We start from the raw sequence: 25,669 nt of genomic DNA, 5'->3' as shown, positions 1-25,669 counted from the left end.
TTTTAGGAGGAATAAAATTATGAAAAAATTTGTTTGTACAGTATGTGGATATGTTCATGAAGGAGAAACTGCACCAGAAGTATGTCCAGTATGTGGAGTTGGAGCAGATAAGTTTGTAGAACAATCAGGAGAATTAGTATTTGCTGATGAGCACAGAATTGGTGTAGCTCAAGGTGTAGATGAAAGAGTAATCGAAGGATTAAGAGCTAACTTTGTTGGAGAATGTACAGAAGTAGGAATGTACTTAGCAATGTCAAGACAAGCTGATAGAGAAGGATTCCCAGAAGTTGCTGAAGCTTACAAGAGAATAGCAATCGAAGAAGCAGAACACGCTGCAAAATTCGCTGAATTATTAGGAGAAGTAGTAGTAGCTGATACAAAAGCTAACTTAGAAGCTAGAGTAGCTGCAGAACATGGAGCAACTCAAGGAAAGAAAGATTTAGCTACATTAGCTAAACAATTAAACTTAGATGCAATCCATGATACAGTTCATGAAATGTGTAAAGATGAAGCTAGACACGGAAAAGCTTTCGAAGGATTATTAAACAGATACTTCGCTTAAGATTTAATAAACAAAAAATAAAAAATACTACTAAAGTATAGATTGATTCATTGCACTTTAGTAGTATATAATAGGAATGGAAAATAAGAAAAAAAATGAAATATATGAAAATTTAGGAGGAATAAAATTATGAAAAAATTTGTTTGTACAGTATGTGGATATGTTCATGAAGGAGAAACTGCACCAGAAGCATGCCCAGTATGTGGAGTTGGAGCAGATAAGTTTGTAGAACAATCAGGAGAATTAGTATTTGCTGATGAGCACAGAATTGGTGTAGCTCAAGGTGTAGATGAAAGAGTAATCGAAGGATTAAGAGCTAACTTTGTTGGAGAATGTACAGAAGTAGGAATGTACTTAGCAATGTCAAGACAAGCTGATAGAGAAGGATTCCCAGAAGTTGCTGAAGCTTACAAGAGAATAGCAATCGAAGAAGCAGAACACGCTGCAAAATTCGCTGAATTATTAGGAGAAGTAGTAGTAGCTGATACAAAAGCTAACTTAGAAGCTAGAGTAGCTGCAGAACATGGAGCAACTCAAGGAAAGAAAGATTTAGCTACATTAGCTAAACAATTAAACTTAGATGCAATCCATGACACAGTTCATGAAATGTGTAAAGATGAAGCTAGACACGGAAAAGCTTTCGAAGGATTATTAAACAGATACTTCGCATAAGATTTAAAATAACCATGCCAATAGGCATGGTTATTTTTTAGTTTCAGGCTTAGTAATTTACAAGTAGCAACTTTCAAGTGATGAGTTTAGGAACAAAGTTTGCTTAGGCAGACTTTTTAAAAATATATTTTAGAAGCTCTAAGGCGAGTTTTCACATTAATTTGTCACTTATAACTTATAAATTATTACTGACTATGGAGTATTGACTAGCTATTAACTAAATTCTTCGCAATTTAATTAAAGTGATGTATAATAGTAAGAAATAATAAAAATATAGGAAGGTTTTTTATGGCATATATAATATTACTAATAATGTTTTTCTTACTAAATTTAATTTCGGCATTATCGTTAATATTTATAGAAAGAAAAGAGCCTACAACTACATGGGCATGGTTAGTGATTTTAATTGCACTTCCAGGAGTGGGGTTAATTTTATATCTATTACTAGGTCAAAACTTAAGTAGGCAGAAAATATTTAGAGAAAAAAAACTTGCTGATAAAATAAAAAGATATAAATTAAGAGGAACTCATGAATTATCTAATTTTAGTAATGATAGTGAAGTAAATGAAAATTATGAAGATCTGATATTAATGAATTACAACCATTCTGGAGCTGTCTATACAGTTGCTAATGATGTCAAAACTTATATTAATGGTGAAGATAAATTTAAGGATTTATTTGAGGATATAAGAAATGCAAAGTGTTTTATACATATAGAATACTACATTTTTAGATATGATGAATTAGGTAAGGCATTAATAAATGAACTAAGAAAAAGAGCTAAGGATGGTTTAGAAATAAGGCTTCTTATAGATGGAATGGGTTCAAAAGCAATTACAAAAAATATTATTAAAGAAATTGAATCATATGGAATAAAAATTGCTGTATTTTTTCCAGGTATTTTACCACATATAAATACGCGCATAAATTACAGAAATCATAGAAAAATAGTTGTAATAGATGGAAAAGTTGGTTATGTAGGTGGATTTAATGTAGGAAATGAATATGTAAATAAAGGGAAACAATTTAAGTTCTGGAGAGATACTCATATAAGAATAAGAGGAGAAGCCGTTAATGAACTTAATAAACGTTTTATTTTAGATTGGGATTATGCTGCCGATGAGAATATGGGAAATATGTTTATGTATTTTCCAATACCAGAGAAGGCTGGAGATGTAGGAATGCAAATTGTATCATCAGGCCCAGATCATATGGAAGAGTATATTAAAAATTCTTATATGAAAATTATTAATAGTGCTAAAAATTATGTTTATATTCAAACCCCATATTTAGTTCCGGATAGCCCTATGTTAGAAGCTTTAAAAATATCAGCATTATCAGGAGTTGATGTAAGAATAATAGTTCCAGGCGAGCCAGATCATTTTTTTATGGAATGGATGCTTAGTGCCAATATAGGATTATTAATTGAATATGGAATAAAAATATATAGGTATAGTAATGGATTTATTCATTCTAAAACAATAGTAGCTGACGGGCAGGTATGTAGTATTGGTACAGCTAATTTAGATATAAGAAGTTTTAAATTAAATTTTGAAGTTAATGCATTTATTTATAATGAAAAAGTAGCAAAAGAACAGGAAAAAATATTTTTAGATGATCAAGAAAAATCTAAATTAGTAATTAAAGAAGAATACGATAAGCGACCAAAAAACTTGAAAATAAAAGAATCATTAATAAGATTATTGGCACCAATTTTGTAAATTAAATAAAAAATATATTAATTCAAATGTAAAAACATTGACAAAGTGGTTAAAAATGGTTATGATAAAGGGAAGTAATTTTATTATTAAAAAATTAGAATTAAGAGGTATATATTATGAAAGGATTAGAAAAGAATTTAACTGCAAAATTTTATAGCTTTTTTTACTTTATATTCTGGGGCTTTTATTTTAGCGCTGGCTATTTATTTTGCAAAAATAAGAATAAATCTTTTCTAATGAGTATTTAGTGAACCTTTTTATATATCTTAATATTTAAAAGTGTATTTAAAGTATAGTTTATTAAGAGAACTCATTGAGAGTTCTCTTTTTTTTATAACTGAAACTCCAAATTTTCAATTTGGCAAGTTGAAGTTACACATTCGACTCTAAGGGAGAAGGTGTTTCATAACTGAAACTCCAAATTTTTAATTTGGTAAGTTGAAGTTACACATTCGACTCTAAAGGAGAAGGTGTTTCATATATAAAATAAAAACTTTTGATGGTATTAAAGCTTATTAAGTTAAAGTTATATATTTTTCGTAAGAAGAATATGTTACATATAAAAACAGTATTAAGGAGAATAGTATATAAGAGTATAGAACTACTAACTCAAAACTACTGACTTCTAACTAAATTAAAGGGGGCAATTTAAATGGTAGTAATTTTAAAACCAAAAACGAGTAATGAAGCAATTAAAAAATTAATAGGAGAGTTAGAATCTTTAGGGGTTATCGTTAATCCTGTTACAGGAACAGAAATGAGTATTTTAGGATTAGTTGGGGATACAACTAAAATAGATCCTTCATACATTGAAGCAAATCCTAATGTTGAAAGGGTAATGAAAGTACAAGAACCTTTCAAGAAGGCTAATAGATTATTTCACCCAGAAAATACAGTAATTGATGTTAATGGACATACAATAGGTGGAAATAAAATTGCAGTTATAGCAGGGCCTTGTTCTGTTGAAAGTAAAGAACAAATTACATTAGTAGCAGAAGAAGTTAAAAAATATGGGGCTGGTTTCTTAAGAGGTGGAGCATTTAAACCAAGAACTTCACCATATAGTTTCCAAGGATTAAAATATGAAGGATTAGATTTATTAAATGAAGCAAAAGCTAAAACAGGGTTACCAGTGGTGACAGAGTTAATGTCACCATACGATATAGATACATTCGTTGAAAAGGCAGATATAATTCAAGTTGGTGCAAGAAATATGCAAAACTTTGATTTATTAAAGGAATTAGGTAAAATTGATAAGCCTATATTATTAAAGAGAGGTTTATCAGCAACAATAGAAGAACTTTTAATGAGTGCTGAATACATTATGGCTGGAGGTAATGAAAAAGTTATTCTTTGTGAAAGAGGAATAAGAACTTTTGAAACATATACTAGAAATACTTTAGATTTAAGTGCAGTACCAGCAATTAAGAAGTTAAGTCATTTACCAGTAGTTATTGATCCAAGTCATTCTGCAGGTAAATGGTGGATGGTTGAACCTCTTGCTAAAGCAGCTATTGCAGTTGGAGCAGATGGTCTTATAATAGAAGTACACAATGATCCTCAAAAGGCATTATGTGATGGTCAACAATCAATTAAACCAGATGTATTTGCGAAATTGATGGATGACTTAAAGTTAATAGCAGCTGCTGTAGGAAGAGAAATTTAAAACAGCTAGAGTAAAAAATAGTTAATAGTTAATAGTTTAAGAAATAAATTAAGCGAAGTTAAATTTAAAAAATATATTTTTAATAAATTCCAATAGAGGAATTTCATCCTTAATTAAAAACTATTAACTCTTAACTAAATGAAGGGTGATGTAATGGAATTAGTAGTTGATTTAAAGGAGAGAAGCTATCCTATAATAATTGAAAAAGGAATTATTAGTAGAGTAGCAGAAGAAGTTAGCAAGGTTTATAGGGGTAGAAAAGTATTTATAGTTACTGATGATAATGTAAATAAGTATTATGGTGATAAAGTTGTGGCTTCATTAAAGGGTAAAGACTTTGAAGTAAAGTTATTATCTTTAGAACCAGGGGAAAAGACTAAAAACTTTAATATATTACCTAGTGTATATGATGCACTTTTAGATTTTAACCTAACTAGAAGCGATTTAATAATTGCATTAGGTGGAGGAGTTATTGGAGACTTAACTGGATTTGCAGCTTCTACATATTTAAGGGGAATAGATTTTGTTCAAATACCAACATCACTTTTAGCGCAAGTTGATAGTAGTGTTGGGGGGAAAGTTGCTGTAGATTTAGAAAGAGGTAAAAACTTAGTAGGAAGTTTTTATCACCCTAAATGTGTTTTAATAGATCCAGAAGTTCTAAATTCTTTAGATAAGAGATTTCTTATAGATGGAATGGGTGAAGTTATTAAATATGGATGTATTAAGGATAGTAAATTTTTTGAGTTGTTAGAAAAAATGGAAAATTATCAACAGTTAATGAGTTATATGGAAGAGGTTATCCATGGATGTTGCGACATTAAAAGAAAAGTTGTGGAAAATGATGAAAAAGATAAGGGCGAAAGAATGCTTTTAAATTTTGGGCATACTTTAGCTCATGCAATAGAGCAACATTATAATTATGAAAAATATAGCCATGGTGAAGCTGTAGCAATTGGTATGTATGAAATAACTAAATTTAGTGAAGCAAAGGGTTTAACTAAAAAAGGAACAGCTGAAAGAATAAAAAATATTTTAGTTAAGTATAACCTTCCTTATAAAATGGATGTTGATTTAAAAGAATTAATAGAAGCAATTAACTTAGATAAAAAGAAAATGGGAAATGACTTAAATCTTATTATATTAAAAGAGATAGGTAATTCAGAAATATATAAAACAACAACAAGTTTTTTTAGTTAATAGGGTTAGATAGTTAAAAGTTAAGAGCTATTGAAGCAAATACTAATATTGAAAAGGAATAAAGTCTGCTTGGGCAGACTTTAGAAAAATATATTATTAAGAAATTCAATAAGGAGTTTCAAACTTAAACTATTAACTCAAAATTAATAACTAAAAGAAAGGGGAACATATGTCAGATTTAAAGATAAATCCTTCAAGGCTTAAGGGAGAGGTTAAGATACCACCATCAAAGAGTATGGCGCATAGAGCTATTATTTGTGCGGCTTTAAGTGAAGGGTTAAGCATTATAGAAAACATAGATTATTCAGATGACATTATAGCAACTATTGATGCAATGAAATCTTTAGGAGCTACAATAGTGAGGTATAAAAATCATTTAGAAGTAGTTGGAGTATATGGAGGACCTAAAAAGGTTAAAGAATTTAGAGTTATAGATTGTAATGAATCTGGATCAACTTTAAGGTTCTTGGTTCCTATATCATTACTATTCAATGGAAGTAGTAGGTTTATTGGTAAAGGAAATTTAGGAAAAAGACCATTAACAACTTATTATAATATATTTGATAATCAAGGAATTGAATATTCTTATGAAGAAGGAAATCTCAATTTAGTTATTAATGGAGAATTAAAGCCAGGAATATTTGAAGTTGAAGGTAATATTAGTTCTCAATTTATTACAGGTTTATTATTTACATTACCATTATTAAATGGAGATTCTAAAATTATCATTACTACTGAAATGGAATCAAAGGGATATATTGATTTAACATTAAGAGCAATGAGTGATTTTGGAATTGAAATAATTAATAATGATTATAGGGAATTTATTGTTAAAGGAAATCAAAAATACAATGCTAGAAATTATAGAGTTGAAGGCGATTATTCCCAAGCTGCATTTTTCCTTTGTGCAGATGCATTAGGAAATGATGTGTTATGTCAGGATTTAGATTTAAATTCTCTTCAAGGTGACAAGGAAGTAATAGATATTTTAGAAAGAATGAATGTTGTATTTAATTCAAAGGATACTGATGTTAAGGGGATTATTAATGGTGAATTAGTTTCTACAATAATTGATGGAAGCCAATGTCCAGATATTATTCCAGTATTAACAGCTGTAGCAGCCTTATCAAAAGGTACAACAGAAATAATAAATGCAGGTAGATTAAGAATAAAAGAATGTGATAGACTTGCAGCAGTAACATCTGAGCTTAATAAATTAGGCGCTAAGATAATAGAAAAAGAAGATGGATTATTAGTTACAGGAGTAGAAAAATTACAAGGTAACGTAGAAGTATGGAGCCATAAGGATCATAGAATTGCAATGACATTAGCAATTGCTTCTACTAGATGTGAAGAGCCGATAGTAATAAAGGATTATGAATGTATAGCAAAATCTTATCCACTATTCTTTGATGATTTTAAAGCTTTAGGAGGAGATGTTCATGAGTGGAATGTGGGGGAATAACATAAAAATATCTATTTTTGGTGAATCTCATGGAAATGCAATTGGAATCAATATTGATGGATTACCTTCTGGTTTTGAAATAGATATTGATAAGATAATGATAGAAATGGCAAGAAGAGCACCTGGTAAAAGTCCATTATCGACTCCAAGAAAAGAAGGAGATATTCCAGAAATATTAAGTGGATATTTTGAAGGAAAAACAACAGGAACACCACTTTGTGCAATTATAAGAAATTCTAATACTAAATCTAAGGATTATTCAAAGCTTAAGGATGTAATGAGACCGGGACATGCAGATTATACTGGAGCTATAAGATATGATGGATTTAATGATTATAGAGGTGGAGGGCATTTTTCAGGAAGAATAACTGCACCATTAGTATTTGCTGGAGCTATTTGCAAACAAATACTAGAATCAAAGGGAATAGTAATTGCAGCACATGTTAATTCTATAGGTAGCGTAAAAGATGAAAGTTTTTTAGAAACTGATATAAATGATGAGTTATTAAATTCATTTAAAGATAAAGAGCTTCCATTAATTAATGCTAATTTAGAAAATGTAATGAGAGAAGAAGTTATGAATGCAAGAAAAGATGGAGATTCTATAGGAGGAACTATAGAATGTGCTATTTTAGGAGTAAATCCTGGGGTTGGAAATCCATTTTTTGATTCAGTAGAATCAACATTAGCTCATTTAATGTTCTCAGTTCCAGCAGTTAAAGGTATTGAATTTGGAAGAGGTTTTGATATTTCTAAAATGAGGGGTTCAGAAGCAAATGATGAATACTACTTAGATGGGGAAAATATCAAGACAAGAACTAATAATAATGGTGGGATTCTAGGTGGAATCACTAATGGAATGCCAATTGTATTTAATGTTGCAATTAAGCCAACAGCTTCAATATTTAAAGAACAAAAGACTGTTAATATAGAAACAATGGAAGAAACTACTTTAAAGATAGAAGGAAGACATGATCCATGTATAGTGCAAAGGGCGCTTCCAGTTATAGAAGCAGTAGCAGCAATAGGAGTGCTTGAGTTAGTTAATAGTTAGTAGTTTGGGCTTAGAGATAAATTCAGATTAAAATTAATTGAAAAATATACTTTAGAAACTACCTAAGGGGTTTCTTCATTAATTATTAACTAAAAAACTGCTAACTAAATAAAAGGTGGTGATTAATGATGGATCTTTCAGAATGCAGGAAAGAAATTGATAATATAGATAAAGAGTTAGTGAAATTATTTGAAAAGAGGATGAATGTAGCAATAAATGTAGCTAAATATAAGATAGAAAATAATCTTCCTATATTTAATGAAGCAAGGGAAGTAGAAGTTATAAAAAAGAATGTTGATAGGTTAAATAATAAAGACTATTCAAAGCTTACAGAAAATTTCTTTAATCATTTAATGTCATTAAGTAGAAGGCTTCAATCAGATATTTTTGAAGAAAATAATGATGATGCTGTAAGTAAAATAGAAGATACTATTTCAGTTAATAAGGATAAAAGAAATTTAAATAATATTAGAATTGGTTATCAAGGAGTAAAGGGGTCTTTTAGTGAAGAGGCAATGATTAAATACTTTGGAGAGAGCCATGAAAATAATAATTATGAAGAATTTGAAGATGTATTTTTAGCATTAAAAAATGATGAAATAGATTATGGAATATTACCTATCGAAAATTCATGTACAGGTGCAATAACAACTGTTTATGATTTATTAGTTAAGTATGGACTTTATATAGTTGGTGAAGAATGTATAAAGATAGACCAAAACTTAATAGGGGTAAAGGGTACTAAGATTAGTGATATAAAGGAAGTGTATTCACATCCACAAGGATTTGATCAAAGTAGAGAATTCTTAAGTAATCATAATAATCTAAAGCTTATCCCATTTCATAATACGGCAATAAGTGCTAAGTATATATCAGAGTTAAATGATAAATCAAAGGCTGCAATTGCAAGTTTAAGAGCAGCTAAGATATATAATTTAGATATAATTCAAAAAGAAATAAATGATAAAGATGATAATCATACAAAGTTTATTATCATAGGAAGAAAGCTAGAGTCATCAAAAGAGTGCAATAAAATAACAGTAGTATTTTCTTTAGATGATAGGTCAGGGACTTTATATAATCTTTTAAGACATTTTGCAGAAAATAATATTAACATGATAAAAATAGAATCTAGACCAAGTAAGAATGAACCTTGGCAATATCTTTTATATGTAGATTTTGAAGGTAATATAGAAAATGAAGATGTTAAAAAGGCAATTAAGCTAATTGAAGAAAATAGTGAGTATTTTAAATTGCTTGGAAGCTATAAAAGAGTTAGCAAGTTGTAATTAGTTAAGAGTTAAAAGTTAAGAATTAATAGTATAGAAATATATATTTAGAAATTCTTACAGGATTTTATCCTAAACTATTAACTAAAAACTATTAACTATCAACTAACCCAAAGGTGGTGCTTAAATGGAGTTCTATGGATTGTTAGGTGAAAAGTTGAGTCATAGCTTATCACCACGAATCAATAAAATAATATTAGAAAAAAATAATACTGAAGGTGCATATAAATTATTTGAAATTCAAAAAGATAGATTAAATGATTTTGTAGAATCAGTAAAATTGCTTAAGATAAAAGGTTTTAATGTCACAATTCCATATAAGGAAAGTATAATGAAATACTTAGATTATATTTCGGATGAAGCAACTAGAATTGGTGCTGTAAATACAGTAATGCTTAAAGAAAATAAACTTTATGGGTATAATACTGATTATTTTGGCATTAAAGTTATGCTTAAGAGTAAAAATATAAATGTGAAAAATAAAACTGCAGTTATCTTAGGATCTGGTGGTGCTTGTAAAGCTGTTATTACTTACTTATTGGATAATGAAATAGAAAAAATATATATAGTAAGTAGGACACCAGAAAGTGTTAATTTAAATAATATAGATAAAAGAATAAGTATTATTGATTATAATGATCTAAATAGTTTAAAAGGCTATTTAATAATTAATACAACTCCTGTTGGGATGTTTCCTAAGAGTGATAACTCTGTAGTTAGTAAAGAAGTAGTAAGGAATTTTAATGTAGCTGTAGATTTAGTATATAATCCGATGCAAACTAAGTTTCTTCAGTTTGCAGCAGAAGAAGGAAAAGTTGCTATAGGTGGATTACGTATGTTGGTGGGGCAAGCTGTCAAAAGTCAAGCTATATTTAATGATAAGGAAATAAGCGAAGAGCTGATAAATTATATATATGATGATTTATCTAAAGATTTTAAGTAGTAGGAGTGTAGGTATGAAGGATATGGAGAAAAGTATTACACTGATAGGGTTGCCTGGATGTGGAAAGACTACGGTAGGAAATTTACTTTCAGATAAATTAAATTATGAGTTTATAGATATGGATTTTTATATTGAAGATAATCAAGGAAAAACTATTATAGAATTATTTAAAAATGGTGAAGATTATTTTAGAAATATAGAAACTGAAACTTGTAAAGACCTTGGAGAAAGAAGTAAAACTATTATTTCTTCAGGTGGAGGAGTTGTTAAGAAGTATATAAATATAGAGTATTTAAAGAAAAATTCTATAGTTGTTTTTATTGATAGACCAGTAGAAAACATATTAGGAGATATAGAAGTTGAAAAGAGACCTTTACTAGCAAATGGTAAAGAAGTATTATATAAATTATATGATGAAAGATATGACTTATATAAGGAATACTGTGATTATAGAGTTGAAAATACAGGAAGCTTAGAAGAGGTCGTTAATAAAATAGCAAAACTTGTGAATAGTTAACAGTTAAGGAATGAAGTCTGCTTGAGCAGACTTTAGAGAAATATATTATTAATAGACTCAAAAAGGAGTTTCAACCTTAAACTATTAACTAAAAATTATTAATTAAATGAAGTATGGAGGTATGGTAGAAATGATTATTGTAATGAATCCTAAATGTAGCGAAAGAGAAGTAAAGGCTGTAGAAAATGAATTAACTAAACAGGGGTTAGGTGTGAACCTTTCTCAAGGATCAACTTTTTGTATTATAGGTGTGGTTGGTGAAACTAGGGTTATAGATCCAGATAAAATATTGTCTTTTGATGGTGTAGATAAAATATTAAAAGTAGAAGAGCCATTTAAAAAAGCAAATAGGTTATTTAAACCAGATGATACAATTGTTAATGTGGATGGAACTTTGGTTGGTGGAAACCATCTTGGAATTATGGCAGGGCCATGTTCTGTTGAAAGTGAAGATCAAATAATTGAAATAGCTAAGTCAATAAAAGAATCAGGGGCAAATTTCTTAAGGGGAGGAGCTTTCAAACCGAGAACTTCACCTTATAGTTTCCAAGGCTTAGAGCTTGAAGGATTAAAGTTATTAAAAGTTGCAAAAAAGGAAACCGGATTACCAATAGTTACAGAAATAATGTCCACTAGATATATAGATGATTTTGTAGAGAATGTTGATGTGATTCAAGTTGGTGCTAGAAATATGCAAAACTTTGATTTATTAAAGGAATTAGGGAAAACTAATAAACCAATCTTACTTAAGAGAGGCTTATCTGCAACTATTGAGGAATGGCTTATGAGTGCTGAATATATAATGGCTGGTGGAAATGAAAATATTATTCTTTGTGAAAGAGGAATAAGAACATATGAAACTTACACTAGAAATACTTTAGATTTAAGTGCTATACCAGTAATTAAAAAGTTATCACACTTACCAGTAATAGTAGATCCAAGCCATGCAGCAGGATACTGGTACTTAGTTGAGCCACTTGCAAAAGCAGCAATAGCAGCAGGAGCAGATGGACTTATGATAGAAGTTCATAATAATCCTCAATGTGCATTAAGTGATGGACAACAATCACTTAAGCCAGCTTTATTTGATAAGGTAATGAAAAAAGTGAAAGCTTTAGCTGAAATAGAAGGAAAAATATTATAGTTAAGAGTTAATAGTTAGAGGTTAGTAGTTAAGGATAAAAAAACTCCTTTAGGAGTTTCTTAAATATCTTTAACTACTAACTTTTAACTCAAAACTATTAACTAAATAAAGGGGGGTATTATGAGAATACTAATTGTAGGTCTTGGTGTTATTGGTGGTGGATATGCAATGGCACTTAAAGAAGCAGGATATAGTGAAGTCTATGGTGTAGATAATAATATAGAAACATTAAAAAAGGCAAAGGCTTTAGGAATTATTAAAGAAGGTTATGAAGATGAGAAGGATATAATTCAAAATGCTGATTTGATTGTCTTAGCTATTTACCCTAATCTAGTAAAAGATTTCATTATAAATAATAAAGAGTATTTTAAAGATGGGACAGTAATTACAGATGTAACTGGGATTAAACAGTTATTTATAAATGAGATAATTGAAATATTACCAGAAAAAATTGATTTTGTTTTTGCACATCCTATGGCTGGGAGGGAAAAGAAGGGCATAGATTATGCAACTAATCAAGTTTTTAAAGGGGCAAATTTCTTAATTACAGTTATTGATAGGAATAAGGATAAAAACATAAATTTAATTGAAGATTTAGCATACAAGATGGGATTTAAGCATGTTAAAAGAATATGTCCAAAGTACCATGATGAAATGATTGCATTTACAAGTCAGTTACCTCATGCTTTAGCAGTAGCCCTTATCAATAGTGATATTGAAGGAAGAAATACAGGGGAGTTTATAGGCGATAGTTATAGGGATCTAACTAGGATTGCAAATATTAATGAAGCTTTATGGAGTCAATTATTTTTAGGAAATAAAGAAAATTTACTTGAAACTATTTATAATTTTGAAGCTGAATTAGATAAAATTAAATCTTGTTTAGAGAAAGATGATAAAGAGGGTCTTCAGAAGTTATTTATAAAATCTTCAAAGAGAAGAGAAAACTTATAGTTTAATGAATTTAAGTTTAAGATAAAGTAAAAGGTGGTATCTATATGAACTGCCCCCTGTCAAGTAGACAGGGGGCAGTTCAATATTATAGAAGCCACCTTTTTATTAATGCATAAAATTTATAAGTGTGGAGAAAAGTATAAATATAGGAAGTGTAATATTTTATATAATATAATAATTTAATTGAAATAGTTTATTAATAGGAGAAAAGGATAATTTTAAATATACTTTCATAAATATCAAAATTGATATGAGTTACAAATTATGGTGATATTGTTTCTTGTATATCTAATTTGAAAGGGAGAGATTATTTTGGCAGAACCCAAAAAAATAACAAAACAATTTATTATATCACAAACTGTTTTATATATTTTAATAATGGCATTTGTAATAATATTTAAAACTATTTTTGGAGATAAAAATATGCTGGTAGGAGTAATGGGAATAACAGCAATCTTAATGTTGACACAAATTAATCTTACTATTTCACCAGGAAAAAACTTAATTAAATTACTTATAATAAATATAGGTATTGGGATATTTACATATTTAGCAAATCTAAATGTATGGGCAGCTATACCTTTAAATTTTATAGCTATATTTATAATAATTTATACGTTTTATTATAACTTAAAGTCACCAGTTTATTTACCATTTTCATTACAATATTTATTTTTATTAGCAACTCCAATTACTGCAAAAGAATTACCAATGAGATTGCTTTCACTTTTAGTAGCGCCAATTGGAATTATGTTAGTGCAATTTATTGTCAATAAAAATAAAACTACTAAGGTTGGAAATAAATTAATAGATAATATTTGTGATGATATTATAAAAAAGGTAAATGATAAAAGTATAAATAAACAAGAAATTAATAAGGCAATAAGGAGTAATTCTACTGAATTTAGAAAAATTGTTTATGATAACAGGAAAGATGAATTTTATGTAACAGAAGAAGGTAGGATAAAACTAAATATTGTTGTGGTTTTAGAAAAGTTATCAAATTTATTAGATAAAGATATTAATAATAAATATGTATTAGAGGATTTATCAATTTGTTTACAAGAAGTAAAGCGTAGTTTGGGAAAAGAAGATAATTTAAGCAATATTAATGATAATATAAGTAACATACTAAATAAATATAAAGATGATAATGTACATGACATAGATACTTTAAGAATATTAAACACTATTCATATGTTAAATATGTCATTAGAAGAATTAAAGCTATTAGGTAAAGAAAACTATAACAAGATAGAAGCTAATAGTGATATACCAGAAGACTATAAAATGATTAATATTCATAAGAAAGAGTTTTATAAAAAATCAGTGAAATTTTCTTATGCTGTTAGAGTATCATTAGGTGTTGCTATCTCAGCCTTTATTGCAGATTATTTTAAATTTCCGGAAGGAAAATGGATTTACTTTACAGCAATGACTATAATAATTCCTATATATGAATTATCTAAGAAAAAAATTAAAGACAAGATGTTTGCAACACTTGTTGGAGGCATTATTGTAGTTTTACTATTTACTATATTTACAAACACATTAGTCAGAGTATTAATAATAATGGCTGCAGGTTATTTAAGATCATATGCATTTACATATAGATATGCAACTATTTATACTACAATATGTGCAATTGGCTCCGTTGCTATGTCTGGCGGAGCAGTAGTATTAACTATTGAGAGAATAGTATTTGTTATACTAGGAACTATAATAGGCATTATAATTAATAAATTTATATTACCAGTAAAAATGAAAGATGCAAATAATGAACTATCAGAAATGTATACAGATGTAATTAATGGAATGCTAAAAGCAGTATATGAAAATGCAAAGAATGAAAATAATGATAGTCATGAGATGGATACCCTATTGTTAGTAAGTACTATGATAGAAGAGAAAATAGCTGCTAATAATGATGGATATATTAATGAAGAAGTTGATAACTATTTTGATAAGATAAGAATTTTAATTGTTGATATTTATCAGTTATATGTATTAATAAGAAGAAGTAAAATTAATCATAATAACGTTGAATATATGATTGATGATTTAAGAATGTTATCTAATCCAGTAAATGGAGATATAGATATGACAATAAAAATAGTAGAAGAACATATAAAATCAACTAAAGGTATTGATAATAAGATTATCTTTGCAAGTATAAGAAGTGTTTTAGTTGAAATAAAAGAAGTAAGAGAAATGAAAGAAATATTAGCTAAATAAGTTACAGAATAAAAGGTAAATAAATTAATATAAAATATAGCAAAAAACCTAGGTAATAATATTCTAGGTTTTTTGTTATTATAGTAATAGAACAAACTGAATTATTATTACCTAGGTGAATTGGTATGGATAGTAGTTATTATATATTGCAATACTCTATAAGCATTAAGATAAATGTATTAAAATGTATGGATAATATTTTTGATAATGCTGTATAATATTTACATACTTATTTAAGGGGGAAGCAATATGTATTGTAAAAATTGTGGAGAAAAATTAAATGAAGGTGTTAATTTTTGTTTTAAATGCGGCTTTAAGGCTGGAGATGGAAATGGATATTGTGATAAATGTGGTGTAAAGGTGAACGGTGATACTTGTGATAACTGTGGAAATGTTATTGAAAATTATAATAAAGACGTAAATGAAAACAGATATAATGGATTTAATAATAATCAAAATTACTCTAATAATTATAATAATCAAGGAAGTTACAACACTAATTATAACAATCAAGGATATAATAATAACCCTAATTATAACAATAATCCTAATTACAATCAAAACTATAATAATGTTGCTAAAAGGCCAAAGTCAAGAATTGCAGCAGGAATATTAGGGATTTTGGTAGGGGGACTTGGAATACACAGATTTTATTTAGGGTATATAGGAATTGGTATTATACAAATTGTAGTAACAATTTTAACTTGTGGAGCAGGAAGTCTTTGGGGATTCATAGAAGGAATACTTATTTTATGTGGAACTACAATAACAACTGACGCTGATGGAGTACCTTTATCTGATAATTAATTATTCAAAGAATTAATAAATGTGATAATGTTGAAAAAGAAATAAGAAAATATATTTATGAAATTATATAATAGAATAAGTTTAAAGTTAAAAGGATAGGTTTAAATACTTATCCTTTTAATTTTTAGCTAATTATATCTTATTTAAAGATATTTATAACTTTACCAGAATAAAAAACTAGTAGTTTAAAAGTTTAATTTTTTCTCTTTTTTGTATAAAAGATGAAGTATTATAAGTTGATTTTGTGTAAAAGAGGGTTTGGAATAATATTGAATTATATGTTATTATAGTAAATGCGGTAATTATATCAGTAGGGGGAATAATAATGATAGGCAAAAAATATAATAGGAATAGAAGTAAGATGGACACAATTAAAAAGCAAAATATTACTGTTTTAATTATATGTGTGATAGTAGTTGCTGTAACAATAGTGGGAGTACAATTTATTTCTAAAAAAGAAAATAACACTTTAAAAGAAAATATAGCGAGTAATAAGGAAAATGATAGCTCTGATGAAGTTAATAAAGAAGATGAATTAATTCAAAATGATCAGATAATTGAAGAAGAACAAGAAGCAGAAGTTAACTCAGAAAATAATAGTAATTATATAAAATTAGAAGATGATCCTAATGCAGATGATGCAGCTATGGTAGCTGAAAATACTAAAGGTCTTTTAAATGGCACTAAATCATATCCGGTAAGAACTGATGGTAAAAAAGTTGTTTATTTAACTTTTGATGATGGACCATCAATAACAAATACACCACAAGTATTGGATGTGTTAGATAGATATAATGTTAAGGCCACATTCTTTGTTTTAGGGAAGATGTTAGAAGCAGGGGATGAAGAAAAGAATATATTAAAAGAAATTGCTAAAAGTGGACATGCAATAGCAAATCATACATACGGACACGACTATACTTATCTATATCCTAATGGAACTATGAATGTTGATAATATTGTATCAGATGTTGAAAAAAATAATAATATAATGAAAGAGATATTAGGTGATGATTTTTCAACAAGAGTTATTAGATTTCCAGGTGGATATTGGTCATGGGAAGGTCGTACAGCTATGAGAGATAAGATGATAGAAACAGGTTATTGTAATATTGATTGGAATGCATTAAATGAGGATGCTCAAGGACATAATAAAAATGCAGATGAATTAGTTCAAAAAGCTAAGGAAAATATAGAAATATTAGGCCCAGATGCAGATAGTGTTGTTCTTTTAATGCATGACACATATGGTAAAGAAGAAACAGTAAAAGCATTACCTCAAATAATAGAGTATTTACAAGGCAAAGGATTTGAATTTAGAACAATTAAATAATGTTAATGGATATTAATATAAAGGATGAGTTTTAACTTATCCTTTTATTTTATAAAAAATTAAGATTATTGAAACTTTATTTAAAGGTAAAAAGTCTAATATATAGATAAATAAAAGGTAAGCGGTATCAAAAAAAGTATATAAGAAAAATAAATATAAAAAGCTATAAAATACTTTTGTATTAATATTATTATTTATTTGTAACACTTTTGTAACGAATTCACCTATAGTTATATTGTATATTAGTAGTGAAGAGAAAATTCGTATTGAAATAAAATGTAATTCAGGGGAAGGATGGCAGCGAAAGATGGGTAAAAGAATGAATAAGAGAAATAAGAAGAAAAAAAGGCAAAGACAAGTAACTATTGTATTAGGCAGTATATTAATAGTAGTAGCAGTAGTTTTATGTATTAAATTTATACCAAAGCATAAAGAACAAAGGTTAGAACTTGCAATTCCTAATGAAAATCAAAATGGGACAAGTAATAATACAGAGGCTAATAATGAAAATGAAGCAGAAAATAATAAGGATGAAGCAAATGATGAGGATAAGGTAGAAGAAAATAAATTAGATAATAGTGGTTACTTATCATTTGAAGAAGATTCTAACGCTGATGATGCTGCAGTGGTTGCTGAAAATACTAAAGGTCTTTTAAATGGGACAAAAAAGTATCCAGTAAGAACTGATGGTAAAAAGGTAGTTTATTTAACTTTTGACGATGGACCATCAACAACAAATACGCCACAAGTATTAGATATATTAGATAAATATAATGTTAAAGCAACATTTTTTGTTTTAGGTTCATCAATAGATAAGAGTGATGAAGCAAAAGAAATATTAAAAGAAGAAGTTGAAAGAGGACATGCGATAGGAAATCATACATATAGTCATGATTATTCATACTTATATCCTAATAAAACTATGAATGTAAATAACATTATATCAGATCTTGAAAAGAGTCAAAACTCAATGAAAGCAGTATTAGGTGAAGATTTCTCAACAAGGGTTATTAGATTACCAGGTGGATATTGGTCATGGGAAGGCCGTACTGCAATGAAAGAGGCTATGGAACAAAATGAATACTATAATGTTGATTGGAATGCATTGAATAAAGATGCTGAAGGGAAAAAGAAAAATGCTGATGAATTAGTACAATGTGCTAAAGAAGGGGTAGAAGCTTTAGGTCCTAATGCAGATAGTGTAGTTCTTTTAATGCATGATACATATGGGAAAGAGGAAACAGTAAAAGCTCTTCCAAGAATAATAGAGTACTTACAAAGCCAAGGCTTTGAATTTAGAACTATAAAATAGCATATAATTATTGGTTGAAATATTTGGTAGGAAAGTTTAATTTATTTTATAAATTATATAATATTTAAGTTAACAATAAAGAGAGTTGTATTAAGATTGAGTTTAAAATTTAATCTTAATATAACTCTTTTTTGGTATATAGTATTAATATAATAAATAAAAAAAGTTGAAACTTTATATAGTTAAAAAAAGACTAATGTATGTAGCTATAATATGGAATTTAATGAAAGTAATCTTAGGGATAGATAAATTATATAAGTCAAAAAAATCAGAAGTCATAGAAGTTAAAGATGATTTAGGAAATTTATATGAATCACAATCATTTGGAATGAGTGGTAATAACCTAGGGTGGTGGAGTAATAAGGTGTTTGAAAAAGTAAATAAATATATTACATTCACTACATATCTGTAGTATGTTTAATATATACTACAGACGTGTAGTGAAAAAGGTTAATGGAGTGATGTGCATCATGAAAAAATTTCAAAAATTATCGGATACAGAAATGGATATAATGAGAATTATATGGGGACTTAATAAACAAGTAACATCATCGGAGCTATTAAATATAATTGAAAAAGAAAAAGGTAAAAAGTGGTCAGGCCAAACAATAGCAACATTTTTAGCTAGAATGGTTGAAAAGGATGTTTTAACTTGTGTTAAAAAAGGAAGATCAAATTATTATATTTCATCTGTTACTATTGAGGAATATAGACAGAGGGAAGCACAAAGTATATTAAATGATATGTATAAAGGTTCAGTAAAGAAATTTTTATCAGCTTTATATTATGGGAAAAAGGTTAATAAAGAAGAAATAGAAGAACTAAAAGATTGGTTTTCTGATAAATAGGAGGCTGATATGAATGAAATATTAAAAATTATTTTAAAGATAACTATTTCAGGAACAATTTTCTTTATGTTATTTTTTTGTATGTCTTTTATAACACGCAAAATATTTTCTGCAAAGTTTCACTTTTTTATTTTAAAAATAAATATTATATTTTATGGTTTTCCTATAGTATTACTTTTCCGTAATTTTAATAATTATTCTAAAGGCATTACTATAAACTATTTTAATGTAGCATTTAATGAAATAAGTGTGAAAAGCAGTATATTAAGTATAGCAGAGATATTATTTATAGTGTGGATACTTGGGACAGTAATATTTATTTTATGGAATATTTATTGTTATAACAAATTTATAAAAGAAGTTATAAGTTTTAGTTATGAAGATAATGAATTTAGCAATATACTAAATAGATGTAAAAGAGAGTTGGATATAACTTCAAAAATATATGTAAGAAAAAGTTTTATTGCTAATTCTCCAATGCTTGTAGGAATATTTAATCCAGTAATTATATTCCCAGATAATATGATATGCAGTGATAATTTAGAACCCGTAATAATACATGAATTAATTCATTTAAGAAGAAGGGACTTACTAATAAAATTTGTTCAAATATTGATTACAGCATTAAATTGGTTTAATCCAATAATTTATATTATGAATAGTAATATAGAAAAGTGGTGTGAGATATCATGTGATGAAATAGTTGCAGAAAATATGTCGTATTCTCAAAGAAAAGAATATGGAAATACTGTAATAAGTATCATTGAAAATGTAAGTTTGATCCCCAATAATTTATGTCTCTATTTATGTAGTGATAAAAAGTATATAAAAAGGAGATTAATAATGATGTTAAATGTAAAGAAAACAAGCAAGTTTAAAAAAGTCTTTTCAGGTTTATTAATATTAGGATTAGTAGTAGGTACAACAGCTATTAGCGTTACTGCAACTACTACGGATAGAGATAATGAAATTAATTTAGAAGGAAAAACTTATGAAGAAACTATTTCAATTATTAGGGATTCAGGAATGATGATGGATAATGAAATAAATTCATCAAGTAGAGGAGCAATAGTATCAATTGATACGGAAACAGGTGAAGTACTACACCATGTTAGACATTGTCATTAATAAAATTATTACTATTTTTAGTATAAACATTAGCTAACCCAAATTAGCCTTGGATTAAAGTTATAAAATATGGCAATTAAGAAAAAGGCAAATGGAGTATCGGAAGGAATATTATAATTGAATTTTAGAATTTAATCCTTATTGGAAGAAAAACTGCGTGAAGAAGCTGAGGGAGTAAAACGACATTCGAAGCTTTAGCAGTTTTTCTGGAAATGAGGATATAAATTCTTAATGAAAATTATACTAATTCCTGTAGATAATCCATTTGTTTTTTTCATCTACCATGATGAACAATTATCGCCCTTTGATTTTGCCTTCAATTCCTCTTTCAGCTAAAATTTCATAAATAGTCTTAGAAGTAGTGTCAGCTAAAGTATAGCCAATTAATTTAAGAATTTCTTCAAGCTTTTCCTCAGAAGTAGTTTCAATTTCTAAGTAAGGGAAAGGACAAAAACTCTTATCATTAATATCAATTTCAATTAAAGAATCATTAATTTTATAGCTTTCTCTATATTTAGAAATAGATTCTTGAAGCACAAGACCTAAAGATTTAAATATTCTTCTAGCCATTTCTCCATCTTCAACAATAGTTTCATTTTCTTCCATAACTTTAAAAGTGCCTTGACTTAACATTTTTTTTGTAGTCATAAATACAGTTTCTTTCCCTGTAAGTCTATCAATAGTAGTTCTAACTCTAGCATATCCTTTAGCGGCTAAAAGTCTACCATCTTCAAAATCATATATTTCATTAACTTGGTCTTCAGATTTAACCTTAATTGCACCCAATGATTTCATTTTATTTCTAATATCATCAACATCAATATCCATTACTCTAGTTTCTAATTCTTTCATTAAATGTGACTCCTCTCAATTTTAAATAATAATAGTTACATTATACAATAAATAATGTGTATTAAAAATAATGAAGTAAAGGGCATTTTATTTTAATAGGAATAAATTCAATTTGTAATATAAATATGATGAAATATATATTTATAAAGATAAATTATATTAAAGAAGGTGTTGAGTGACTTTTTATAGATAAGCTACTTAATAGTGATGAAATAGTAAATATATTTTATAGATAGGTTAAGTGAGTTAATACTTGAGATTCGGTATTAACTTATTTTTCTGTTGAAAAAATATCCAAGTAAAATATTGACAAATAAATAGGTGGGTTATATAGTTAGTTATATAAGTAATGAACCAATTAACTAACTATAGAAAAGGAGGTTGGATAAATAATATGATTATAGAATTTAACAATGATATTCCAATTTACATTCAAATAGCGCAAGCAATAGAAGATAGTATTATAAAAGGGATATTCAAAGAGGATGAAATGATACCATCAACTACAGAGATATCAGTAAAATATAAAATAAACCCTGCTACTGTAGGAAAAGGGTTTAATATTTTAGTTGATGAAGGAGTTATATATAAAAGAAGAGGTGTGGGGATGTTTGTTTCAGCGGGAAGTAAAGAATTACTAATGAATAAGAGAAAAGAAAGCTTTTTTAGTGATTATATAGTTACACTTTTAGATGAGGCAAAGAAGTTAAATATATCAACAGAAGATATCATAAAAATGATTAATAAAGAGGGGTAAGGATATGTCTATAATAGAGGTTAAAAAGGTTAATAAGAGTTATAACAAAAAACAAGTTTTAAAAGATATAAATATAACATTTGAAGAAAATAAAATTTATGGTCTATTAGGAAGAAATGGAGCTGGAAAGACTACTTTATTAAATTTAATTACAGATAGAGCAGTAGTAGATTCGGGTGAAATAACTATTGATGGTGAAACTATTTATGAAAATGATAATGCTTTAGAAAAAATATATTTTATGACAGAAAGAACTTTATATCCATCAGATTATAAAGTGAAAGAAATATTTAAATGGACTAAAGAATTTTATAAAAATTTTGATAGTGAATATGCCTTAGAATTAGCAAAGAAATTTAATTTAAATATAAATACTAAGATAAAAAATCTTTCTACAGGATATAATTCTATATGTAAAATAATAACTACACTTGCTTCAAATGCAAATGTTTTAATCTTTGATGAGCCAGTGCTTGGTCTTGATGCCAATCATAGAGAGTTATTTTATAAAGTGTTAATGGAAAATTATATAGAAAATCCTAAAACTATAATTTTATCTACTCATATTATTGAGGAGGTTTCAAATTTAATAGAAAAAGTAATTATTTTAAATAATAGTAAAGTTATAAGTAGTGATGAAGCTGAAGAGTTATTAAATAAGGCATATACAGTTTCAGGCTTAACTGAAAATATTGATAAATTTGTAGAAGCAAAAAATATAGTAAATGTTGAAGAAATAACATCATTTAAATCTGCCACTATAATAGGTAATTTAACTAAAGAGGATAAAAAGTTAGCAGAAGATTTGGGGTTAAAGTTTTCAAAGGTTGAATTGCAAAAGTTATTTATATATTTAACTGAAAAGGAGGAGATTTAAGATGAAAAGTTTAAAGATTGCAAAAATGAATATCCAAGCAGTAATGAAATCAGCAATGATATACTATTTGATAGTTATTGTTATAGGAATAACTATATGTATAAGTAATTATGTTGATGGAGTAAATATCACAATGTCAGGAGTAGAATTTGCAACTGTAATTTTCTTGTTTGTTTGTGGATTGAACTCCTTTAAGTCAAATTTCTATTTTGCCAAAAGTAATGGTGTATCAAGAAGTAGCTTTATTAAGGGACTATTGATATCAAGTGTACCAATAGCATTAGTAATGTCAATTATAGATATTATTATTAATAGATTGAACAATATTATTATTAATAATCCAACCCTTTATGATATGTCTTATGGAAATTTAGTAGATGGAATGAATAGTGTTTATAATGGGGTATGGGTGCAAAGCAATAGTTTTACTACAATTATAAATACAATATTATTTCAATTTTCATTATGTCTTTTAGCATATATAGTAGGAATAGTAATTAATATGATTTATTATAGATCTAATAAATATGTAAAAGTAATAGTATCAGTTATTCCAGTAGCACTTATAATGTTTACAGGTAATTGTTCGATAACAAATCCAAGGTTAGCAATGAAAATAAATAAATTTCTTGATTATATATTTGGATTTAATCCAATAAATGTTTTTGCTTGTATAATAACACTTTTAGTAATAGCAATAATTTTAAGTGGAGTATCATTTTTATTAATTAGAAAAGCTGTAATTAAAGAAAGATAAATAATAAATTAAGGAGTATCTATATTTATTATAGATACTCCTTTTAATATTAACTATTATATATTTCTTTATCTAAGCAACCCTCAGAATTTGCTACAACTACTGCAGTTGCAGAATCTCCAATTACATTTAAACAAGTAATCAACATATCTATAGGTCTATTTATAGCAATAATTAATGAATAAGCTATAAGTGTAGCTTCGTTATTAAATCCCATACCTGTTAATACTGTAAAAAGTATTATTGATGATGAACCAGGTGCAGAAGGTGTACCTATAGAAGCTATTAATGCTAAAACTGCTATTAATATTACATTTTGAATAGTAAGGTTATATCCAGAACTAGCTGCAATGAAGATAGCGGCTATAACTTGCATGATTGCAGTACCGTTCATATTAATAGTCATACCTAGAGGTAGTACAAAAGAAGCAATATCTTTATTAACTCCAAGCTCTTCAACAGTTGTTTTTTCATTTAATGATAACGCAGCAGAAGAAGCAGCTGCTGAAAAACCTAAAAGAGCAACTTTAGCAGTTTTTTTCATGAACACAATAGGGTTTAATTTAGTGTTTATATAAATAAATAGTGGATAGGCAATAACAAAGAATAGTATTGATGAAACAGCAACGGTAAACATATAGGCTAATGCTGGTTTTAAACGATCTAAGCCATATACTGCAAAAGTTCTAGTAATTAACACAAAAACAGCAAATGGACTAAACTTAGTTATAATAAATCCTAAAAATACACTAATTATGTTATTTATATCGATAAGTAAATTCTTTAAAACTAAGATTCTTTCATCTAAAGCATTAATACATAATCCAACAACGACAGCCAAAAATACTATTGATAATACCATTGAGTTATTAGCCATAACATTAGCTATATTATTTGGAACTGCATTAAGTATTACAAGTAGAGGATTACTTCCAGTAGAGATAGTTACAGATGTAGCAGTGTTACTAGAAAGATTAACATTGAAAAATCCTAGTTTATAAGCAAAAAATCCCAATGTACAAGCAGTTGCTAATGCAAATATAGATGTCATTAAAAAACCTAATAAAGTTTTTGAAGATATTCTCCCAAGTTTTTTAGTATCACTAATATGACACATAGCAAGGGCTATTGATGAAAATACCATTGGAATTATTATTAATTGAAGGCAGTTAATAAACAATTGGCCTAGTATGTAGAAAATACCTAAAGAATTTCTTCCTTCTTCAGTAGTTATATCTTGAAATAGAATACTATTAATGACATTCCATATTGAGGATTTGTCATTAGCGATTAATGATTCTCTTAATAAAATGAAAGCAGTACCAACAATTAAGGCTAATACAAGGGATATTCCCATTTTTATAGCCAGGGTAGTAGAGTGGTTTTTTCCTTTTGTAAAATTAAATTTCATAAAATTATCTCCCAATAATTAATATAAGTTGTTTGATAGAAAAATCTTGTAAAGGTTATCTATTAATAGTTTAAAATTAAGTGTTTAATATTTTATTAGTGGAATATAATTATTTAACGTTATGTAAATAATATATTAGATAAAATAAGATGTCAATAATTTAA

24 protein-coding genes are annotated in these 25,669 nt (G+C 27.5%); 22 read left to right on the top strand and 2 right to left on the bottom strand.

Features of this window, described 5'->3' with window-relative positions:
• Positions 1-19 precede the first annotated feature (19 nt).
• The 19 genes from I4V63_RS04610 to I4V63_RS04520 all read left to right on the top strand — a co-directional run bounded on the left by I4V63_RS04610 (position 20) and on the right by I4V63_RS04520 (position 20,851).
• On the top strand, positions 20-562 hold the full coding sequence (locus I4V63_RS04610; protein WP_196000123.1) for an NADH peroxidase: 543 nt from the start codon (positions 20-22) through the stop codon (positions 560-562).
• 129 nt (positions 563-691) lie between these two features.
• Positions 692-1,234, top strand: coding sequence for an NADH peroxidase (locus tag I4V63_RS04605; RefSeq protein WP_196000122.1), 543 nt, complete (start codon positions 692-694; stop codon positions 1,232-1,234).
• 288 nt (positions 1,235-1,522) lie between these two features.
• Positions 1,523-2,956, top strand: coding sequence for a cardiolipin synthase (gene cls / locus I4V63_RS04600; protein ID WP_196000121.1), 1,434 nt, complete (start codon positions 1,523-1,525; stop codon positions 2,954-2,956).
• Between the two features lie 652 nt (positions 2,957-3,608).
• Positions 3,609-4,622, top strand: coding sequence for a 3-deoxy-7-phosphoheptulonate synthase (gene aroF / locus I4V63_RS04595; protein WP_196000120.1), 1,014 nt, complete (start codon positions 3,609-3,611; stop codon positions 4,620-4,622).
• Between the two features lie 153 nt (positions 4,623-4,775).
• A complete protein-coding gene (aroB, locus tag I4V63_RS04590) occupies positions 4,776-5,822 on the top strand; it encodes a 3-dehydroquinate synthase (protein WP_196000119.1) in 1,047 nt (348 codons plus the stop codon).
• A gap of 169 nt (positions 5,823-5,991) precedes the next feature.
• Positions 5,992-7,287 (top strand): 3-phosphoshikimate 1-carboxyvinyltransferase, encoded by a 1,296-nt coding sequence (aroA, locus tag I4V63_RS04585; RefSeq protein ID WP_196000118.1) that lies wholly within the window; start codon positions 5,992-5,994, stop codon positions 7,285-7,287.
• The gene (gene aroC / locus I4V63_RS04580) at positions 7,265-8,341 is read left to right on the top strand and encodes a chorismate synthase (protein ID WP_196000117.1); all 1,077 of its coding nucleotides are present in this window, start codon (positions 7,265-7,267) and stop codon (positions 8,339-8,341) included. Before aroA ends, aroC begins: the two co-directional genes overlap by 23 nt.
• Before the next feature lie 125 nt (positions 8,342-8,466).
• A complete protein-coding gene (gene pheA / locus I4V63_RS04575; RefSeq protein ID WP_196000116.1) occupies positions 8,467-9,630 on the top strand; it encodes a prephenate dehydratase in 1,164 nt (387 codons plus the stop codon).
• A 127-nt stretch (positions 9,631-9,757) separates the two neighbouring features.
• Positions 9,758-10,573, top strand: a complete 816-nt coding sequence (gene aroE / locus I4V63_RS04570) for a shikimate dehydrogenase (protein WP_196000115.1) — start codon at positions 9,758-9,760, stop codon at positions 10,571-10,573.
• 22 nt (positions 10,574-10,595) lie between these two features.
• Entirely contained in the window at positions 10,596-11,090 is a 495-nt protein-coding gene (locus tag I4V63_RS04565) for a shikimate kinase (protein WP_196000155.1), read from the top strand.
• 130 nt (positions 11,091-11,220) lie between these two features.
• The gene (aroF, locus tag I4V63_RS04560) at positions 11,221-12,234 is read left to right on the top strand and encodes a 3-deoxy-7-phosphoheptulonate synthase (protein WP_196000114.1); all 1,014 of its coding nucleotides are present in this window, start codon (positions 11,221-11,223) and stop codon (positions 12,232-12,234) included.
• 120 nt (positions 12,235-12,354) lie between these two features.
• Complete coding sequence (locus I4V63_RS04555) at positions 12,355-13,188, top strand: prephenate dehydrogenase (protein WP_196000113.1); 834 nt, start codon at positions 12,355-12,357, stop codon at positions 13,186-13,188.
• Between the two features lie 312 nt (positions 13,189-13,500).
• The gene (locus tag I4V63_RS04550; protein ID WP_196000112.1) at positions 13,501-15,423 is read left to right on the top strand and encodes an FUSC family protein; all 1,923 of its coding nucleotides are present in this window, start codon (positions 13,501-13,503) and stop codon (positions 15,421-15,423) included.
• A gap of 249 nt (positions 15,424-15,672) precedes the next feature.
• Positions 15,673-16,230 carry an NINE protein gene (locus I4V63_RS04545; RefSeq protein ID WP_196000111.1) on the top strand — a complete coding sequence of 186 codons (558 nt, stop codon included), beginning with the start codon at positions 15,673-15,675 and terminating at the stop codon, positions 16,228-16,230.
• Between the two features lie 325 nt (positions 16,231-16,555).
• Positions 16,556-17,563 carry a polysaccharide deacetylase family protein gene (locus I4V63_RS04540; RefSeq protein WP_243280445.1) on the top strand — a complete coding sequence of 336 codons (1,008 nt, stop codon included), beginning with the start codon at positions 16,556-16,558 and terminating at the stop codon, positions 17,561-17,563.
• 307 nt (positions 17,564-17,870) lie between these two features.
• A complete protein-coding gene (locus I4V63_RS04535) occupies positions 17,871-18,875 on the top strand; it encodes a polysaccharide deacetylase family protein (RefSeq protein ID WP_243280444.1) in 1,005 nt (334 codons plus the stop codon).
• 223 nt (positions 18,876-19,098) lie between these two features.
• Complete coding sequence (locus I4V63_RS04530) at positions 19,099-19,287, top strand: hypothetical protein (RefSeq protein WP_196000110.1); 189 nt, start codon at positions 19,099-19,101, stop codon at positions 19,285-19,287.
• Between the two features lie 58 nt (positions 19,288-19,345).
• The gene (locus I4V63_RS04525) at positions 19,346-19,723 is read left to right on the top strand and encodes a BlaI/MecI/CopY family transcriptional regulator (protein WP_196000109.1); all 378 of its coding nucleotides are present in this window, start codon (positions 19,346-19,348) and stop codon (positions 19,721-19,723) included.
• Between the two features lie 9 nt (positions 19,724-19,732).
• Positions 19,733-20,851, top strand: a complete 1,119-nt coding sequence (locus I4V63_RS04520) for a M56 family metallopeptidase (protein ID WP_196000108.1) — start codon at positions 19,733-19,735, stop codon at positions 20,849-20,851.
• A 294-nt stretch (positions 20,852-21,145) separates the two neighbouring features.
• On the opposite strand, the gene I4V63_RS04515 is transcribed toward I4V63_RS04520, so the two are convergent.
• Positions 21,146-21,703: a CYTH domain-containing protein gene (locus I4V63_RS04515; protein ID WP_196000107.1), complete on the bottom strand. Its 558-nt coding sequence runs from the start codon at positions 21,701-21,703 to the stop codon at positions 21,146-21,148.
• A gap of 394 nt (positions 21,704-22,097) precedes the next feature.
• Here I4V63_RS04515 and I4V63_RS04510 point away from each other — a divergent pair, with 394 nt between their 5' ends.
• Genes I4V63_RS04510 through I4V63_RS04500 form a run of 3 tightly spaced genes read left to right on the top strand, consistent with a single transcriptional unit; the run spans position 22,098 to position 24,094 of the window.
• On the top strand, positions 22,098-22,460 hold the full coding sequence (locus tag I4V63_RS04510; protein ID WP_196000106.1) for a GntR family transcriptional regulator: 363 nt from the start codon (positions 22,098-22,100) through the stop codon (positions 22,458-22,460).
• A 4-nt stretch (positions 22,461-22,464) separates the two neighbouring features.
• Positions 22,465-23,337: an ABC transporter ATP-binding protein gene (locus I4V63_RS04505; protein ID WP_196000105.1), complete on the top strand. Its 873-nt coding sequence runs from the start codon at positions 22,465-22,467 to the stop codon at positions 23,335-23,337.
• 1 nt (position 23,338) lies between these two features.
• Positions 23,339-24,094, top strand: coding sequence for a hypothetical protein (locus I4V63_RS04500; RefSeq protein ID WP_196000104.1), 756 nt, complete (start codon positions 23,339-23,341; stop codon positions 24,092-24,094).
• 49 nt (positions 24,095-24,143) lie between these two features.
• Here I4V63_RS04500 and I4V63_RS04495 read toward each other — a convergent pair whose 3' ends face one another.
• Complete coding sequence (locus I4V63_RS04495) at positions 24,144-25,505, bottom strand: dicarboxylate/amino acid:cation symporter (RefSeq protein ID WP_196000103.1); 1,362 nt, start codon at positions 25,503-25,505, stop codon at positions 24,144-24,146.
• Between the last annotated feature and the right edge of the window lie 164 nt (positions 25,506-25,669).

It is taken from the genome of Clostridium sp. 1001271B_151109_B4 (genome assembly GCF_015670405.1).
Lineage (GTDB): Bacteria > Bacillota > Clostridia > Clostridiales > Clostridiaceae > Clostridium.
This window is presented reverse-complemented; position numbering and strand designations above follow the sequence as displayed.